19 protein-coding genes are annotated in these 16,506 nt (G+C 62.4%); 5 read left to right on the top strand and 14 right to left on the bottom strand.

What is annotated here, in order from left to right; translation table 11 throughout:
- Nucleotides 1-69 precede the first annotated feature (69 nt).
- Complete coding sequence (locus AC19YX_RS22075; protein ID WP_500607015.1) at nt 70-342, top strand: hypothetical protein; 273 nt, start codon at nt 70-72, stop codon at nt 340-342.
- 423 nt (nt 343-765) lie between these two features.
- Here the strand turns inward: AC19YX_RS22075 and AC19YX_RS22070 are convergent, their stop codons facing one another.
- The 7 genes from AC19YX_RS22070 to AC19YX_RS22040 all read right to left on the bottom strand — a co-directional run bounded on the left by AC19YX_RS22070 (nt 766) and on the right by AC19YX_RS22040 (nt 4,999).
- Entirely contained in the window at nt 766-945 is a 180-nt protein-coding gene (locus AC19YX_RS22070; protein ID WP_078468806.1) for a hypothetical protein, read from the bottom strand.
- Nucleotides 946-1,150: 205 nt separating this feature from the next.
- The gene (locus tag AC19YX_RS22065) at nt 1,151-2,584 is read right to left on the bottom strand and encodes an RtcB family protein (protein WP_500607014.1); all 1,434 of its coding nucleotides are present in this window, start codon (nt 2,582-2,584) and stop codon (nt 1,151-1,153) included.
- Nucleotides 2,585-2,750: 166 nt separating this feature from the next.
- Nucleotides 2,751-2,984 (bottom strand): hypothetical protein, encoded by a 234-nt coding sequence (locus AC19YX_RS22060; RefSeq protein ID WP_500607013.1) that lies wholly within the window; start codon nt 2,982-2,984, stop codon nt 2,751-2,753.
- A complete protein-coding gene (locus AC19YX_RS22055) occupies nt 2,984-3,244 on the bottom strand; it encodes a hypothetical protein (protein ID WP_201131461.1) in 261 nt (86 codons plus the stop codon). Before AC19YX_RS22055 ends, AC19YX_RS22060 begins: the two co-directional genes overlap by 1 nt.
- Nucleotides 3,245-3,298: 54 nt before the next feature.
- Nucleotides 3,299-3,580: a type II toxin-antitoxin system RelE family toxin gene (locus AC19YX_RS22050; RefSeq protein WP_421546422.1), complete on the bottom strand. Its 282-nt coding sequence runs from the start codon at nt 3,578-3,580 to the stop codon at nt 3,299-3,301.
- A complete protein-coding gene (locus AC19YX_RS22045; protein WP_201131463.1) occupies nt 3,570-3,818 on the bottom strand; it encodes a type II toxin-antitoxin system Phd/YefM family antitoxin in 249 nt (82 codons plus the stop codon). The genes AC19YX_RS22050 and AC19YX_RS22045 overlap by 11 nt, the downstream gene beginning before the upstream one ends.
- A gap of 140 nt (nt 3,819-3,958) precedes the next feature.
- Nucleotides 3,959-4,999, bottom strand: a complete 1,041-nt coding sequence (locus AC19YX_RS22040; RefSeq protein ID WP_078468803.1) for a zinc-dependent alcohol dehydrogenase family protein — start codon at nt 4,997-4,999, stop codon at nt 3,959-3,961.
- A gap of 134 nt (nt 5,000-5,133) precedes the next feature.
- Between AC19YX_RS22040 and AC19YX_RS22035 the strand changes: the two genes are divergently transcribed.
- Nucleotides 5,134-5,613 carry an Lrp/AsnC family transcriptional regulator gene (locus tag AC19YX_RS22035; RefSeq protein ID WP_078468802.1) on the top strand — a complete coding sequence of 160 codons (480 nt, stop codon included), beginning with the start codon at nt 5,134-5,136 and terminating at the stop codon, nt 5,611-5,613.
- 3 nt (nt 5,614-5,616) lie between these two features.
- Here the strand turns inward: AC19YX_RS22035 and AC19YX_RS22030 are convergent, their stop codons facing one another.
- Both AC19YX_RS22030 and AC19YX_RS22025 read right to left on the bottom strand, forming a co-directional pair.
- Complete coding sequence (locus AC19YX_RS22030; RefSeq protein ID WP_500607012.1) at nt 5,617-5,970, bottom strand: hypothetical protein; 354 nt, start codon at nt 5,968-5,970, stop codon at nt 5,617-5,619.
- A gap of 94 nt (nt 5,971-6,064) precedes the next feature.
- Complete coding sequence (locus AC19YX_RS22025) at nt 6,065-6,853, bottom strand: AraC family transcriptional regulator (RefSeq protein ID WP_500607011.1); 789 nt, start codon at nt 6,851-6,853, stop codon at nt 6,065-6,067.
- Nucleotides 6,854-6,938: 85 nt separating this feature from the next.
- Between AC19YX_RS22025 and AC19YX_RS22020 the strand changes: the two genes are divergently transcribed.
- Nucleotides 6,939-7,937: a bile acid:sodium symporter family protein gene (locus tag AC19YX_RS22020; protein WP_201131468.1), complete on the top strand. Its 999-nt coding sequence runs from the start codon at nt 6,939-6,941 to the stop codon at nt 7,935-7,937.
- 72 nt (nt 7,938-8,009) lie between these two features.
- Here AC19YX_RS22020 and AC19YX_RS22015 read toward each other — a convergent pair whose 3' ends face one another.
- The 3 genes from AC19YX_RS22015 to AC19YX_RS22005 all read right to left on the bottom strand — a co-directional run bounded on the left by AC19YX_RS22015 (nt 8,010) and on the right by AC19YX_RS22005 (nt 11,425).
- On the bottom strand, nt 8,010-8,798 hold the full coding sequence (locus AC19YX_RS22015; protein WP_500607010.1) for a hypothetical protein: 789 nt from the start codon (nt 8,796-8,798) through the stop codon (nt 8,010-8,012).
- A 177-nt stretch (nt 8,799-8,975) separates the two neighbouring features.
- Entirely contained in the window at nt 8,976-10,076 is a 1,101-nt protein-coding gene (locus AC19YX_RS22010) for a polyamine ABC transporter substrate-binding protein (RefSeq protein ID WP_201131469.1), read from the bottom strand.
- 47 nt (nt 10,077-10,123) lie between these two features.
- Nucleotides 10,124-11,425 carry an NAD(P)/FAD-dependent oxidoreductase gene (locus AC19YX_RS22005; protein ID WP_500607009.1) on the bottom strand — a complete coding sequence of 434 codons (1,302 nt, stop codon included), beginning with the start codon at nt 11,423-11,425 and terminating at the stop codon, nt 10,124-10,126.
- A 149-nt stretch (nt 11,426-11,574) separates the two neighbouring features.
- Between AC19YX_RS22005 and AC19YX_RS22000 the strand changes: the two genes are divergently transcribed.
- The gene (locus AC19YX_RS22000) at nt 11,575-12,483 is read left to right on the top strand and encodes a LysR substrate-binding domain-containing protein (RefSeq protein ID WP_421546416.1); all 909 of its coding nucleotides are present in this window, start codon (nt 11,575-11,577) and stop codon (nt 12,481-12,483) included.
- A gap of 99 nt (nt 12,484-12,582) precedes the next feature.
- A complete protein-coding gene (gene lepB / locus AC19YX_RS21995) occupies nt 12,583-13,377 on the top strand; it encodes a signal peptidase I (RefSeq protein WP_500607008.1) in 795 nt (264 codons plus the stop codon).
- Between the two features lie 45 nt (nt 13,378-13,422).
- Here the strand turns inward: lepB and AC19YX_RS21990 are convergent, their stop codons facing one another.
- Nucleotides 13,423-14,979 (bottom strand): TerC family protein, encoded by a 1,557-nt coding sequence (locus tag AC19YX_RS21990; protein ID WP_078468792.1) that lies wholly within the window; start codon nt 14,977-14,979, stop codon nt 13,423-13,425.
- Between the two features lie 456 nt (nt 14,980-15,435).
- A complete protein-coding gene (locus AC19YX_RS21985) occupies nt 15,436-16,416 on the bottom strand; it encodes a sugar-binding transcriptional regulator (protein ID WP_078468791.1) in 981 nt (326 codons plus the stop codon).
- Nucleotides 16,417-16,506: the final 90 nt, after the last annotated feature.

The following is a 16,506-nucleotide window of genomic DNA, read 5'->3' as shown; positions in this document are numbered from 1 at the left end:
GTACAGTTGCCACCTTCCTTCGCTTGGCCGCGAACGGTGGTAACTCCCGAAGTTATGGAGTGTTACCCAATGGACTACCAAGCATTTAGCTCTTCAAACACCACCGACCACCCCGTCGCCTTTATCAACCCTCAAGCCCCCCTGCTTGATCTGCTGAACTACGCCGGCCTGCGCATCCGCGCCGCCCGCGACATGCTCGACAGCGTCTCCAACATGACCAGCCGCAACGCCGACGACCTCGACCTGATGCGCTTCTCCAACGTGGCAACCCTGTTGTTGCAGGACGGATGCGACGTGTTGCGCGTGGCAGAACAAAAAGCGATGGACCTACCACAGCGTTAACCCGTAGCGCCAAGCCAAAGCCATTGCACATGCTGTGCTCTGGCTCTGGCTCTGGCTCTGGCTCTGGCTCTGGCTTTTGATCCTGCCCTTGATCTTGATCCACCCGCCCCTTTCCCGCAGGCCGAGCGTAGGTGTTTATCAGGGGAATGGCGCGCAGCGCCCCTCGACGCAGTCGAGGACATCGCTAGTAGCGATGCCCCCTGAGAAATACCGGAGCGAGGGAACCTGAGCGCAGCGAAGGCCGTACGGAGGGGCGAGACCTTTTGGTTACTTTTGGGGCGTTTGCCAAAAGTGACCCGCCGTAAGGGCGGAACCCTAAGCCGCCGTTACCGCAGCAACGGATATGCCCCCACCCCAACAAACTTCGCCAAGCACCGTTTCCTCAGAGATATCTAAGGCATTTGGGCCGGCCTGCGGCAGCGCCTACAGCCGCCTCGGCTTTTGCGGCCGCAGATAAAACCCAGAAATAAGCGCAATCAACACCAGCATCAACGCCAGGCTCGGATCACCTTTAGGCAGCATGAACTGATAAAGACCAGCCCCCATCGTCAGCCCAGATGCAATACACAACACAAACCAAACAACTTTCTTAAACAGCTTCACGATCTGATGACATCCCTTCCACAGAAAACTTCAACCGCACCGCTCAGAACGAACAGGCCGGGGGGCGACAATGTATCGGCCACACCCCCGAACGGCAAATCCGCACCCCGTCAGCGTTGCACCCGAATGAAACGAGCATTCCCACCCGCAACTGCGGCCCTCCTTGAATGCCTCGCTTCAACCCGACCCCAAGGGCCCTGCGTCCTTACGCCTTGAACGTCAGAATCGGCGAAAACCGCGCTATCACCGACACCGTCCCCTCTTCCACCTGGGACTGAATCACCTGGCCAATCTCCTTGTAGGCCCCCGGTGCTTCCTCAATCATCCGCTCCTCCTTGGTAGTGATGCACTCCACCCCATTCAGGCCGAGGAAGGCCTTGTCCTTCTTGGCCTTGAACACCACTTCGCTGCGGGACATGGAGCGCCCGGCGCCATGGCTGGCCGAGCGCAGCCAGCGCTCATTGCCCAACCCGGTGAGCAGGTAAGAATCATGCCCCATGCTCCCCGGAATCAGCAGCGGCTGCCCGGCATAGGCAGGCGTCGCGCCCTTGCGATGGACGTTGCCGCCCTCTTCGCGCAGCACAATGTTGTGCGGCACATCGACAATCAGCGGCGCCTCGATGCCGGCGCCAAACACCTGCCGGGTGCGCTGGCGCACCATCTCGGCGATCAGCGCACGGTTGGCATCGGCGTAGTGGGCGGCGCTGTGCATGGCCAGCAGGTACTCATCGGCCATCTCGCCAAACAGGGCGAAGATCTTCGAGTCGGGATGCTTGATCCCCGCCGGCCACAGGGCCTTGGCCTTGTCCATCCAGCGCCGCCCGACATAAAAGCCCACGTCCCGGGAGCCGGTGTGAATCATCACCACCACCTGCCCCACGGACAGGCCCTGGGCGAAGCATGCCTGGCGATCCACCAGCTCGGTGACCACCTGGATCTCGACAAAGTGATTGCCGCCGCCCAGGGAACCCAGCCCCGGGTCGCGGAGGATTTTGCGCGAAAGGTCCTGCAGGGCCTCGGGCGCATAGTCGGTGCTGCCGCGGGCAAAGGACGACTCATGCAGGCCCGAAAGCTCACGCTGCAATTGGGCAAAGTCCGCCCCGGCAAACAGCCCGATCGGGCCCTGCTGCTGCACCTGGGCCCAGAAATCTCCCAACCCCGAAGCAAACAGCGCGCTCATGGCTGTCGGGCTGGTGGGAATATTGCGCGTGCCTTCCAGCAGATCGCCACGCACCAGGGCGGTCCACTTGGCTTTCTGCGCCATGAACTGCTCGTAGTTCAGCCCCAGTTTGTGCAGGCGCATGCCGCAATTGATGTCGGTGCCAATGGCTTGCGGCACCACCAGGTCGTGGCTGGTGACAATCACGCTGCCAACCGGAATCGGGCTGCCGGTGTGGAAGTCCGGCGTGGCGCAGGCACACTTCACTTCGCCGCCATGGGGGTGAGCCACCTTGGCGAAATCCATCAGTTGCAGGATGGCTTTTTCTTCGATGGCAAAGCTGTCAGGCAGCAGCAAATCCACCTTGAGCCCGGCGGTATTGGTGGACGAGATAGAGAGGGAATTGGAATTCAGGCGTTCGATGGCCACCCCGGAACGGGCGAGCTTGTGCTGAATTCTTTTCAGAGGAGTCTTGGTCATTTTCAACTGCTTTTCTGGGACGCAACAAAACAACCACCCTGTTGGTGGCTGGAATTGTCTGGTCAGCAGCGAAACTTAGACGGCGCGGATGATGAGGAATTGGGGGCTTGATGTAAAGACTGGCTGGCAGATTTTTGAGTATGCACCGGGGGTTTTACGGCAGCGGCTACAGAATTGTCTTGGGCTTCTCCCAACGGCCCGCCCACAGATCAAAATACTCAAAAGCGGCCAGCGTGGCCTGGAGAGCGGGTTCGCCATGGGCTTCCAGCACCCGGCTCGGGATCGACACACCCGAAACCTCATGGTCAATCGGAAACACTTCACAACCTGGCGCAAACCTATCCAGCGCCGCGCGGATACTGCCCAAGTCGTTGGACTTGATAATGATCTGAATACCCATCAGCGCTTGAACTCCACCTGGCACATTGACGACAGGCTTCCAACCACTCTGTCGAGATCCGACGCGGCGACCACTTGCCCGCGAATGTCATAAACAAGCCTGCAAACCTTCAAGTCCTGAGGCAAATGCTGACGCGAGAACAGGATGCGTGCCCGGTTGTACTTGATACTCAAGTCAACGCTCTGGCCAGTTTCCAGGCTGTGGTTGGCGACGAGTATGTATTCGCCGCGCTCCTGCGAAACAAATTCGGGGGTGAACATAACGGTCCTACCTCGCTTATACCTGTGAGTTTTCTCCAGCCGGCCTTGGAGCACTCAACGCTTGCTGGCCTCTTGATAAACCCGGCCACGCTCGCGCTTGCCCACGGCAATCACCGTTACCACCAGCACTTCATCCACCACCCGATACACCAGGCGATAGCCCGCGCTGCGCAATTTGATTTTATAAGCATTACCCAGGCCGCTAAGGCGGTCGGCCGGAACATGAGGATTGAGCAACCGCTCCTGAAGTTTGCTCTTGAACTGCTCCTTCAGCGTGGCGCCTAGTTTTTGCCACTCTTTCCAGGCCTTCTGCGAAAACTCCAGCTCATAAGTCATCGAGCGAAACCTTGATGGTCGGGTCGTTCTCCCGTTCGCGGCACAGGGCGACCAGTTCCAAGTCGTCCAGGCGCTCCATCATGGCCTCGTATTCTCGGGCCGGAACACAATAGAACGCGGGTTCGTTGCGATTAAGTATGGCCACCGTCGAACCACCACCCGCAGCGACGGTGCCCATGGGGTTTTTCTTGAGTTCGGAAATACTCGCGACTACGTGAGACAGAAGGACATGAGTCATGAGAGGGCTCCCGCGAGTGCTGTTAAGAGTGCTGAAAATAGCACTTTTTATCTCAATCAGGCGTATGACCGGATGACGCCTCATCCGTTCTCCAGCCATAACAACCCGGCATCATGACCCGCGCCGCCCCTGCCCTCACCTTAAAAGCTATTGACCACCGTCACCCCCGCCACCTCGAACTTGTCCATATTCATCAATGCCTCGATCGACTGTTCCAGGCTGATGGTGCGGCCAATCAGCTTCTGCGGTGCCAGTTTGCCGGACTGCATCATGGCGAACATCGCGTCATAGCGGTGCGCCTGCATACCGTGGCTGCCGAGGATTTCCAGTTCTTTGGCGATCACCGTGCTCATGGGGATGATCGGTGTGCTGTGTTCGCCGAGCATCAGCCCGACTTGCACGTGCTTGCCCCGCTTGCGCAGGTTGCTGATGGAGTTGAAGCAGGTTGTGGGGTGGCCCAGGGCATCCAGCGACACATGGGCACCGCCCTGGGTGATATCCCTGACCGCCTCCACCACATTCGCCACGCGGCTGGCGTTGACGGTGGCCACCGCGCCCAGGCTGCGGGCCAGTTCAAGCTTGTCTTCGGCGATGTCGATGGCCACGACGTTGGCGCCGATGGCGCTGGCAATCATTACTGCCGATAGCCCCACGCCGCCGCAGCCGTGGACCGCGACCCATTGCCCGGCGCGGGTCTGGCCCTGGTCGACCACCGCGCGGAAAGAGGTGACGAAGCGGCAACCCAGGCTCGCGGCAGTGGTGAAGTCGAGGCTCTCGGGCAACGCCACCAGGTTGATATCGGCCTGATGCAGCGACACGTATTCGGCGAACGAGCCCCAGTGGGTAAAACCCGGCTGAAACTGCCGATCGCACACCTGATGCTGGCCGGCGCTGCATTCCGGGCAGGCACCGCAACCGCCGACAAAGGGCACGGTGATGCGGTCGCCAACTTTCCAGCGCGTCACGTCCTTGCCGACCGCCTCGACGATCCCGGCCAGTTCATGCCCGGGCACGTGGGGCAATTCGATATCGGTGTCATGCCCGACCCAGCCGTGCCAGTCGCTGCGGCACACGCCGGTGGCCATGACCTTGACCACCACCCCGTGATTTTCGGGGGTAGGGTCGGCCACGGTCTGGACGGTGGGCGGCGCGGAGAATGCTTCGAAGACCACTGCTTTCATGAACTGCTCCTTATCTGAAACATTTCATCATTATGAAGACGATCGCTGAATTTACCTTTCTATTAAGCCTTGAATAACTGAAAAATCCGAAATAGCCTTACAGATCTCCAGCGCTGACTGAAAGGATCTTGCAGGTGGAAAAATTCGACAAGCAGGACGCCGCCATCGCCGACCGCCTGCAGCAGGACGGCAAGCTGTCCAACGCCAAACTGGCCGAGCACCTGGGCATGAGTGAAGCCTCCTGCTGGCGCCGACAGAAACGCCTGGAAGACGCCGGGGTGATCGAGGGTTACCAGGCAGTGCTCAATCGACGAAAACTCGGCATGGGGGTCATGGCCTTTGTGCAGATTGCCTGCACCCAGCATGGGGAAGAGGTCACCGCCGAGTTCGAGAACATCATCCGCGCCTGCCCCAACGTGCTGGCCTGCCACAACACCACCGGCGCGGCCGATTTTCTGTTGCAGGTGGTGGCCCGGGACCTGGACGACTACAGCCGCTTCGTGGAACAGGTCCTGAGAAAACTGCCCGGGGTACTGAGCATCTGCTCGAATATTTCCCTGCGGGAAATAAAGGTGACCAATATCCTGCCCCTGAGCCATTTGGCGGCGGGGTGAAGGTTACTCAGGCGGCCTACTGTGCTGCGGCTGGAAACTGAGATCAGGGCGAATCGCCGCGAGTATGTCGTGCAGCAACTGATCGCCACGAGGACAGACCGCAAGCAGGTAGTCACCATCGGCCCAATGGCTCCAGCCCGCCTGGAGCTCCAGGCCGTCACGCACGAAAGACGGCGAGATGCCCTCATCCCAGCCATCGACACGCTCACCTCTTCGCTCAAACCCCAGTTCCTCGACCAGGTAGGCGCAGACCGCACACCTGAGATCGCTGTCGTAGGCGTCGAACTCCAGGGTCATGTGTTTGCTGTGGACCGAGAACAATCGCGGCCGCTGAGGCGGTGTCTTTTTGTCGGTCATGGGCCCACCGGCTTCGATCCTTGAAAAGTCAGGCTCGGATCTTATCCGCTGCCGGCCGCCAGCCAAACACTATTAAGGAAGGGTCGCTCAGGCGTTAGCGAAAAAACTCCCCTGGCGTGGAATCAAACTGCTGACGAAACGCGGCAATAAACGCCGAGGTCGAGTCATAGCCGCAGGCCAGCGCCACATCGGTCACACGCTCGCCCTGCTCCAGCGGGGTCAGGGCGCCGAGCAGGCGCAGGCGCTGGCGCCAGGCGCGGAAGGTCAGGCCGGTGTCGTGCACGAACAGGCGGCTGAGGGTTTTTTCCGCGACCCCGAGTTTGTGGCTCCACTGGCCCAGGGTGGTGGCCTGTTCGGGGTGCAGTTGCAGGCTGCGGTAGATCTGCCGCAGGCGCGGGTCGTGGGGCAGCGGCAGCATCAGGTCGAGCTGCGGCGCGGCGGCCAATTGGTCCAGCAGCACCTGGGCCAGGCGCCCGTCGGCGCCGTCTTCGGCGTACTCCACCGGCAACTGGCTGAAACTGCGGATCAGTTCGCGCAGCAGGCTGCTGACCGCCAGTACCTGGCAGGCATCGGACGCCCAGGCGGTGACGCTGCAATCCAGGTACAGGCTGCGCATTTCGGTCCGCGGCGAGCTGAACACCTTGTGCGGCATGCCGGCGGGGATCCACACCGCGCGCTGGGGCGGCGCAATGAAGCGTCCGGCACTGGTCTGCACCTCCAGCACCCCGGCGATGGCGTACGACAATTGCACCCAGGGGTGGCTGTGGCGCCGGGTCAGGGCGCGATTGGGCAGTGATTCGGTGCGGCCGTAAACCGGTCGAGGCAGGCTGGGAAGACCGGGAATACTGCGCCGGACGATCTTTTCATGTCCTTTAGGCGGCATTAACTGGCTCATTGGCGTTAGTCGGCAAACAGCCGTCACGTTAGAGTCGCGCAATCGCTCTTGGCAACCCCCGGATGATCCCGCTATGACTCGCTCACGTCTTTTGCCCGACAATTTCACCCTGACCCTGATCGGCGTGGTGCTGCTCGCCAGTTTCCTGCCCGCCAGCGGCCAGGTGGCCGTGGGCTTTGGCTGGCTGACCAACGCCGCCATTGCCCTGTTGTTTTTCCTGCATGGCGCCAAGCTCTCGCGAGAGGCGATCATCGCCGGCGCCGGCCATTGGCGCCTGCACCTGCTGGTGTTCAGCCTGACCTTTATCCTGTTCCCGCTGCTGGGCCTGGCGCTCAAGCCGTTGCTGTCGCCGCTGATCGGCAACGACCTGTACATGGGCATGCTTTACCTGTGCGCCCTGCCCGCCACGGTGCAGTCGGCGATTGCCTTCACCTCCCTGGCCCGGGGCAATATTCCGGCGGCGATCTGCAGCGCGGCGGCGTCCAGCCTGTTCGGGATTTTCCTGACCCCGTTGCTGGTGACCCTGCTGCTGAATGTGCACGGTGAAGGCGGCTCGACCCTGGATGCGATCCTCAAGATCAGCCTGCAATTGCTGCTGCCGTTTATCCTCGGGCAGATCGCCCGCCGCTGGATCGGCGCCTGGGTTGGCCGCAACAAGAACTGGCTGAAGTTTGTCGACCAGGGGTCGATTTTGCTGGTGGTCTACGGCGCGTTCAGCGAAGCGGTGAATGAAGGCATCTGGCATCAGATCCCGCTGTGGGAGCTGGGGGGGCTGGTGGTGGTCTGCTGCATTCTGCTGGCGCTGGTGCTGGTAGCGTCCAGCGTGCTGAGCAAGGCGTTCGGCTTTAACCAGGAAGACCGCATCACCATTTTGTTCTGCGGTTCGAAAAAGAGCCTGGCCACCGGTGTGCCCATGGCCCAGGTGCTGTTCGCCGGCAGCACCATCGGCGTGCTGATCCTGCCGTTGATGCTGTTTCACCAGATCCAGTTGATGGTCTGCGCGGTGCTGGCCCAGCGCTACGCCAAACGCCCGGAATCCATCCCCGAGCTGATGGCCCAGGTCGACCCGTAATCGCCTACCCCTGCTGACGCTGTAGCCGCTGCCGAGCCTGCGAGGCTGCGGCTACAGCGTCAGCAGTGTGTGTCAGTTGGCCCTGGCGCCATTCATCCACGGGCTGTAGTCCACGGAAACGAAGCCTTGCGCCAGGCCCTCGGGGCCGGTGGCGAAGCCGGGCATCTGCCGCAGGTCCAGTTGTTGGCACTGGCTGGCGAGGCGCTGCTGCAGGGCGCTATCAGGTTTGAATTCGCCGGGGCGATAGGGGCTCGGTTCCAGCCTCACCTGGCACTCCTGCACCTGGCCCTGGGCATTGGCGACATAGCGGAAACTGGCCACCCCGACCCCCTCCACGCTCTGCCGGGCCACCAGCTGCTCGCGCAGGAAGCGCATCTGCTGGTACAGGCTCACGCGCACCGCCTGGCGCTGCTTCTGCTCAATCGACAGTGCATCCAGGGATGGAAAAACCAAAGGCGCAACGATGACCTGGGTGTCGTCGGCGTCCTTGAACACCTGCGGCGAGACCCCGGGGAGAAGGGTGTTCCAGCACAGCTCGGTCGCCAGTTTGAGCAGCCCTGCGTCACTGCGTTTATCGGCGATGAGGTAGTGGGTGCTGGGCCGCGCCGTGCACGCCAGCACACGGTTTTGCGCATTGAGGGTCATGTGCATGTCCACCGCCCCTATCAGCCCTTGCTGGTTGGCTCCCAGGGCATTGCGATAGAGCACCTGGCTAAATGCTTCGATAAAGCCCTGGTCCACCTGCTGCCGGTCCACCGCCTCAATGGCGGCGGCTTCGGCCGGGGTCGATTTCTGGCAGCCGCCAAGCGCCAGCAGGCCGGCGGCGAGGGTCGCCATGATCAACGGGGAACGGGTGGACAACGGGGAGCATTCCATTTGCTTGAGACTCACAGACAAAGACAGGGGGTGATGGGCTGACGCCGCGCCAGTCGCTCAACGCTCACGACAAGCGCGGTTTGATAACACACGAATGCGTCTTTGTCCGCTTTAGCCCGCAGTTTTTACCCCGCCCTGCTCCCCCTTTGCTGCGAAGCCCGATCAGGTACCACTGGTGATCCGTGTCCACAACCGGGTGCTCAAGCGCATGCCGGCGGGTGACATGGTCTTGATGGTGAACAGGGTCTCGAGCACCGACGGTTCGGGATAGGCCGCCGGGTTGTTGCGCAGCCCGGGCTCGATGTATGGCAGGGACGCCGCGTTGCCATTGGCGTACTGCACGGCGTTGCTGATAGTGGCGATCACTTTCGGGTCCAACAGGTAGTTCATGTAGGTGTAGGCGTTGTCCAGGTGCGGGGCGTTTTTCGGGATGGCGACCATGTCCACGGCCACGGTCGAGCCTTCCCGGGGAATGCTGTACCCCAGGTTGACCCCGTTATTGGCCTGTTTGGCGGTCGCCATGGCTTGCAGCACATCGCCGCTGAAGCCGATGGCGACGCAGATATTGCCGTTGGCCAGGTCACTGACGTACTTGGACTGGTGGAAGTACAGGATCGACGGCCGGATGGCCAGCAACGCCTGCTCGGCGCGCTTCAGGTCGGCCGGTTGTTCGCTGGTGGGATCCAGGCCCAGGCTGTTGAGGGTGATGGGCACCATCTGCGTCGGGTTATCGAGAAAGGCCACCCCGCACTGCTTGAGCTTCTCGATGTTTTCCGGCTTGAACAGCATCTGCCAGGACTGGGTGATGTCGGTGTTGCCGAAGATCGCCTTGATCTTGTCGACGTTGTAGCCGATGCCCACCGTGACCCACATGTAAGGGATCGCGTAGCGGTTGCCGGGGTCGCTGGCCTCGAGAATCTTCATCAGTTTGGGGTCGAGGTTGTTCCAGTTCGGCAACTTGCTCTTGTCCAGCTCCTGGATCGCCCCGGCCTGGATCAACCGTGGCAGAAAGTGGTTGGACGGGCTGACCAGGTCGTAACCGCTGCCGCCGGTCATCAACTTGGCTTCAGTGGTCTCGTTGCTGTCGATCACGTCGTAGGTGGTCTGGATCCCGGTCTGGCGGGTGAAGTTGGCCAGGGTGTCGGGGGCGATGTAGCCGCTCCAGTTGGCGATGCGCACAGACTCTGCCGCCTGTACCGAACCGACCGACAAGGCCAGGACCAGGGCCGGGGTGAACCACGCTGTGGGTATGCGATTGAGCATGTTGCCGCCTCTCTTTTTTATTGTTGCGGCGAACCTCGCCGCGACGGTTAACGTTCGTTTTGCGCGCGCCTGACTTCCCAGCCCATGCGCAGCGCCGCGCCGATATCAAAAAACGGCTTGGGCGGCAGGTAGCCGGGCCGGGCCTGGGACAACACATCGCGCAGCACCTGGGAGTCGCCCCCGGCGGCCATCTGCGCCAGCAATCGACCCCACAGGGTGCCGCGCGCCACACCGGAGCCGTTGCAGCCGGAGACCCCGTGCAAACGCTCTGCGATACGCCCGAAATACGGTTCGCCAGAGCGCGTGGCACTCAGGTGCCCGGTCCAGGTGTGTTGCAGATCCTCGGCCACGATCCCCGGGAAGCGGCGTTGCAAGCCGTGCAAATGCTGCTGCCGGCGATCTGCCAACTCCACGTGGTCTAGGTCGCGCTGGCGGTACTCCACGGTGTTGCGCATCAGCAGCCGCCGGCCCGGCAACAGTCGCACCGTGGCCCCGCCCGGCAGGGTCGAGAGCACGCCCCAACCCTGGTCGTCGAACAGGGTTTGCCAGGGCTCTTCGGTCAAGGGCCGGGTAATGCTGGCGCTCAGTTCCAGGGCAAAGGTCTGGCTGCGACGCAGGCCAACCCGGGGCAAGAAGGCGCCGACGCAGACCAGCACTTGTGCGGCCTCGATTTCGCCCTCGGCGCTGCGCGCTTTCCAGCCGCGGCCGGGCAACGGTTGCAGGTCATCGATGGCGCTGTTCTCAAATACCTCGACCTGGTTCGGCAGGCTGTCCAGCAGGCCTTTGACGTACTTGGCCGGCTGCAACAGGCCGTTGCCGCCGCCGCAATGGATCGCCCGCTGGTAAAAGGCGCTGCCCAGCCGCTGCTGCAACACCGCGCCCTCCAGCACGCTGGCCTGGGCCCCGACTGCGTTGAGGGTGGCCACGCACTGCTGGGCGTGTTCCAGGCGCTGGGGTTGATGCACGGCAAAGTGGTAGCCGGCGTTGCTGAGTTCACAGTCGATGCCCAACTCGGCAATCCGCTGGCGCACTTCAAGGCCGGCAGCGACGCCGATACGCGAGGCCAACTGGTAGCCGGCGTGACCGGGCTGGCCCAGCAGCTCGCTGCCACCGGGCAGTTCGTGGCTGACCACAAACCCGGAGTTGCGGGCCGAGGCGCCCTGGGCCACGCGCTGACGCTCGACCAGCACGATGCGCTGCTGGGGGAACATCTGCGCCAGGCTGTGGGCCGCCGAGAGCCCAGTGATGCCGCCGCCGATAATCAGCCAGTCGGTTTTCTGCGAGCCCGCCAGCGTCGGCCGCTGAGGCGACTCACCTGCCAGGGCAATCCAGCCACATACATTGTTCAATGCCTGCCACTCCTTCAGAATCGATGCGCCAGGGGAATCGTTACGCCGCCCCCGCTTGCGCTGAATACCTACAATCCAATGCCTACAATCTATGGAGATCAGCGCCCGGTTTCGAACGTTATTAATTCATCCATCTATTCGAGAAACGCATGGATAACCCACTCCGGATACCGTCACTGCAAGCCCTGCAGACCCTGGTCCATGTGGCCGAGAGCAACAGCTTCACCGCTGCCGCCAGCCGCCTGCACCTGACCCAGAGCGCAGTCAGCCGGCAGATCCAGCAACTGGAGGAGCATTACGCGGTGGCGCTGTTCGAGCGCACCAGCCGTCGGGTATCACTCACCGAACAGGGGCGCGACGTATACGGCGTGGCCCTGGAGCTGCTGCGCGCCCTGGGCGGCCTGCAACAACGCCTGGCACCGGCGCCGCTGGAGCAGCCGTTTCGGATCCGGATCTTTGTCTCGCTGGCGGTGCGCTGGCTGCTGCCCCGACTCAGCGGGTTCTACGCGGCCAACCCCGGGTTGTGCCTGTCCATCGAAACCGTCGGTGGCGAGACGGTGGACACCGGTGGCGACTGCGACGCCTACGTGTTGTACCTGCGGGACGGGCTGGATGAGCGGGCGCTGACGCCGCTGTTCGATGAGTACCTGATTCCGGTATGCGCCCCGCAGTTGAGCGACGGCCTGCCGCCGCCACGCTCCCTGGAGCAACTGGCCGAGCATGCGCTGATCCATGGCTCCACCAGCCGTCACGAATGGACCGTGTGGTTGCAGGCCCAGACCGACCAGACACCGCACAACTACCAGCACCTGATGTTCAACCTCGACGACCTGGCACTGGACGCCGCCGCCCGCGGCCTGGGCGTGGCCATGACCGATCGGGTCCTGGCCCAGGACGCCATCAGCCGTGGCAGCCTGATCGTGCCCTTTGGCCAGCCGCTTAAAACCGGCGGCGTCTATGCCCTGTGGCTGCGCGACAGCGGCGCCGCGCACCCGGCTTGCAACGCAGTGCTGGACTGGTTTCAGACCCAGTCGGCAGCAGTTGGGGAAGGGGAATGAGGGCGTAGGCAGCACGCGATTCGCCCCAGGCTTGAAGCGCCTTCCGTCAGCGCACGCAACTCGCTAGGATACGGCCCCCTCTGCAGATGGACGCGTCCCATGACCACACTCGCCCGCAAGAACCCGCTGCTCGCTTTCGTCATGTCCTGTGTGGCGGCAGGCTGGGGCCTGGTGTATGTCGGCCGGGTCAAATGGGGCGTGTGGGTCGCTGCCGCACTCTACGGCGGCGTGGCGCTGATGGGGCTTTGCGGCCTGCTGGCCAGCCCCATGGGCGTGCTGCTGTTTCTGCTGTGGGTGTTGTCGATCAAGCTTGCCTCGGCCATCGCTGCTGCCATAACGGCCTCCCGCAACAGTGACGGCGCACGCTACCCCAGCACCCGAATGCACCTGTTGTACCTGGCAGGCCTGGTGGTGCTGACCCTGGTCATGTTCGAGCCGCTGCGCCCGCATCTGCTGGGATTCAAGACCTACTACGTCCCGTCCGGCTCGATGATCCCGACCCTGGATCTGGGTGACTACATCGTCTCCGACCTGCGCCCGGGGCCGGTCAAGGTCGGCGATATCGTGGTCCACCGCTACAACGGCACCGAGATGGTGAAACGGGTGGCAGCGGTGGCCGGCGATACCCTGGCGATTGTCGACGGCAATGTGCTGGTCAACGGCCGCAACCTGGGCCTGTTCTTCGCCCCGCCCGAGCGGGCCAGGAGAGATTACTCGCAGCACCTGGCAGCGCTGCAGGTCGAGCCGGGCCATGTCTACCTGCTGGGGGACAACCGCGACAACAGCAATGACAGCCGCTTTATGGGACAGGTCGCCGAGTCCGACATTACCGGTCGGATCACGGGTATCTGGCTCGCCCCGGACCGCAGCCGGATCGGTACCCGTTTCGATTGAGGCCCTGCCGTGGGGCGCGCCGACATCCGGCAGCGCCCCCGACGGCTACCCCAGGCGCTTGAGCAGGACCCGGGTGACCCGGCGCTCTTCCACAGCTATCACCTCAAGGCTCCAGCCCTGCCATTCCAGGCGATCGCCGATCACCGGCAGGCGGTCCAGCAGGCTGATGACCAACCCGGCCAGGGTCTGATAATCATCGGTCGGCTCGGCGGCGAAGCCGGTGCGCTGGCGGATCTGTGTCAGGTTCAACGCGCCGCCGACCAATAACCCATCTTCGGTCTCGACAATGTCCGGGCCTTCGATTTCGCTGGCGTCCGGCAACTCGCCGGCGATGGATTCGAGAATGTCGGTCATGGTCAACAGCCCGATGAAATCGCCGAATTCGTTGATCACGAAGGCGATGTGGGTCGAGGCCTTGCGCATCTGTTCCAGGGCATTGAGGATCGAGAAACTGTCCAGCAGGTTCGGCGTCTTGCGCGCCAGGTGCTCCAGGTTCGGCGGATTGCCGGCCAGGTATTCCTTGAGCAGTTCCTTCTTGTGCACGAAGCCCAGGGGTTCATCCACCGCGCCATTGCGGATCAGCGGCAGGCGCGAATAGGACGAATGCATAAGCTTGGTGCGGATGACCTCGGGGCTGTCCGCCAGGTCGATATGGTCGACATCGGCACGCGCGGTCATGATGCTGCGGATCGGCCGCTCGGCCAGTTGCAGCACGCCGCTGATCATCACCCGCTCGCGCCGGTCGAACAGCTCGGCAGTGGGTTCCTGGCCGTTGTCCAGCAGGTCGGCAATTTCCTCACCCACCTCCTCCACCGCCAGTTTCCGCCCGCCCAGCAGGCGCATTACCGCATGGGCTGTACGCTCGCGCATCGGCCGCAGGCCCTGCATCGACTTCTTGCGCCGGGCGCGGGCGATCTGGTTGAACACTTCGATCAGGATCGAGAAGCCAATGGCCGCGTACAGGTAGCCCTTGGGAATGTGGAAGCCCAGGCCTTCGGCGGTCAGGGCAAAACCGATCATCATCAAGAAGCCCAGGCACAGCATGATCACCGTCGGGTGCGCATTGACGAAGCGGGTCAGGGGTTTGCTGGCGACGATCATCAGGCCGATGGAAATGATCACCGCGATCATCATCACCGCCAGTTCGTCGACCATACCCACGGCGGTGATCACCGCATCCAGGGAGAACACCGCGTCGAGCACCACGATCTGCGCCACGATCGGCCAGAACATGGCGTAGGCGGCGTTGCCGGTACGCTGGCTGATATGGCCCTCAAGCCGCTCGTGCAATTCCATGGTGGCCTTGAACAGCAGGAACACACCGCCGAACAGCATGATCAGATCACGCCCGGAGAAGCTCTTGTCGAACACCTCGAACAGCGGCTGCGTCAGGGTGACCAGCCACGAAATACTGGCCAGCAGGCCCAGGCGCATCAACAGCGCCAGGGACAGGCCGATGATCCGCGCCCGGTCGCGCTGATGGGGCGGCAGCTTGTCCGCCAGAATCGCAATAAACACCAGGTTGTCGATACCCAGCACCAGCTCGAGCACGATCAGAGTCAACAGGCCAAGCCAGGCCGTGGGGTCCACTATCCATTCCATAAAAACGACGCGATCTCTCTAATTGAATTCAGGCAGCCGGGCGCAAAAAAACGCCCGCACAACGGGTTGTAGCAGGAATCGGGCGCAGGCGCCGACCGACCAGGGCAACCGTTGGCGAGAATCGAAAAACCGGAAACTTAGTGCGACGGCAACGCCTCAGAGCGGCCGAATGGCGTGAGGCGAATGGAACGAGGGAGAGGTGCGGCGTCCTGGGGAAAGGACGACTGGGAGGCTCCGAAAGGGTGTTCATGCAAGTCCTGATATAAAAAACGGACTTGGAGATTACAGCGCCCAGTCACATTCCCCACAGCAGGAAATCATTACAAAACTTTATAAACCCCGTAGCCGCTGCCGCCGTGGCGTATCTGACGGCATACGGCGACCTCAAGGGCCAGCGCAGCCTGGCGGCAGCGGCTACAGGCGCTATGTGCAACCTGAAAGCCGCACCTGCAACCCTTAGCTCCTACGGGTCGCATCATCCAGGGCGAGGATGGTGTGGGCATTGGTGACGGTGGTCGCCAGGGTGTTGATCACCCCGGAACGCAAGGCACCCAGGGTCGCGGCAGCCTTGGTGTTTTCACTGGCGATGGCGACCACATCGGGGATGCGCACCAATTCCTGCACACTCAAGCCGATCACCCGCCCTTGGATCGCGTTGACCGCCGGCTGGCCATGGATGTCGATAAAGTCGTAACCCATCATGTCGCCCACCGTGCCGGACAACCGCGCCTGGGCGATTTCCTGGGGCGAGAACCAGCCCATGCGCACCATATTGCTGTTTTCACTCATATCGCCGATGCCAATCAGGGCGATATCGGCGCGGCGTGCGCGATCCAGGGTCGAGCGCACGGTGTCGTTGCTGATCAGCACGCTGCGCAGCTCCGGATTGGCCACCAGCGCCGGGGCATACAGGGTTTCGCTTTCAGCCCCGAAACGCAGCGCCAGACGGCGACAGATATGGTCCGGGTTCATATATTCGCCAGCCCGCAGCGAACCGCCGATGGCGCAGACGAACGTGCAGTTGCGCGTCACCGGCAAAAACACGTTATCGGCCACCGCTCCGACATTGCGGCCCATGCCGACGGCGACGATCATGCCGTCGCTCAAGGTCTTGTTCAGGTAGTTGGCCACCAGGCTGGCAACCGCCGAACGCTGGGTATCCGGGTCACTGTGATCGACCGCAATCAGCGCCCGATCCAACTGGAAGCGCTCCACCAGCGCCTGCTCCAGCTCATTGTTCATCGCCGGATGCTGCAGCACCCGGACCTCGACAATCCCTTCATCCCGCGCCCGCTTGAGCAGGCGGCTGACCTTGGCCCGCGACAGGTCGAAGCGCTTGGCAATGGCTTCCTGAGTGACGTTCTCAAGGTAATAGAGCATCGCGACTTCGGTCATCAGATCGATATCGCTGGCCCCGCGCTGGGTACTGTCACTCATGTGGACTGGCTTCCGTCTTGGCGTCAAAGGCGCATTCTCTCTAGTGGATGCGGGGTACGTCTACAAGCGGCTTGCGCGCAGCCCTGCGCC

It is taken from the genome of Pseudomonas sp. MF09150, assembly GCF_059862355.1.
This window is presented reverse-complemented; position numbering and strand designations above follow the sequence as displayed.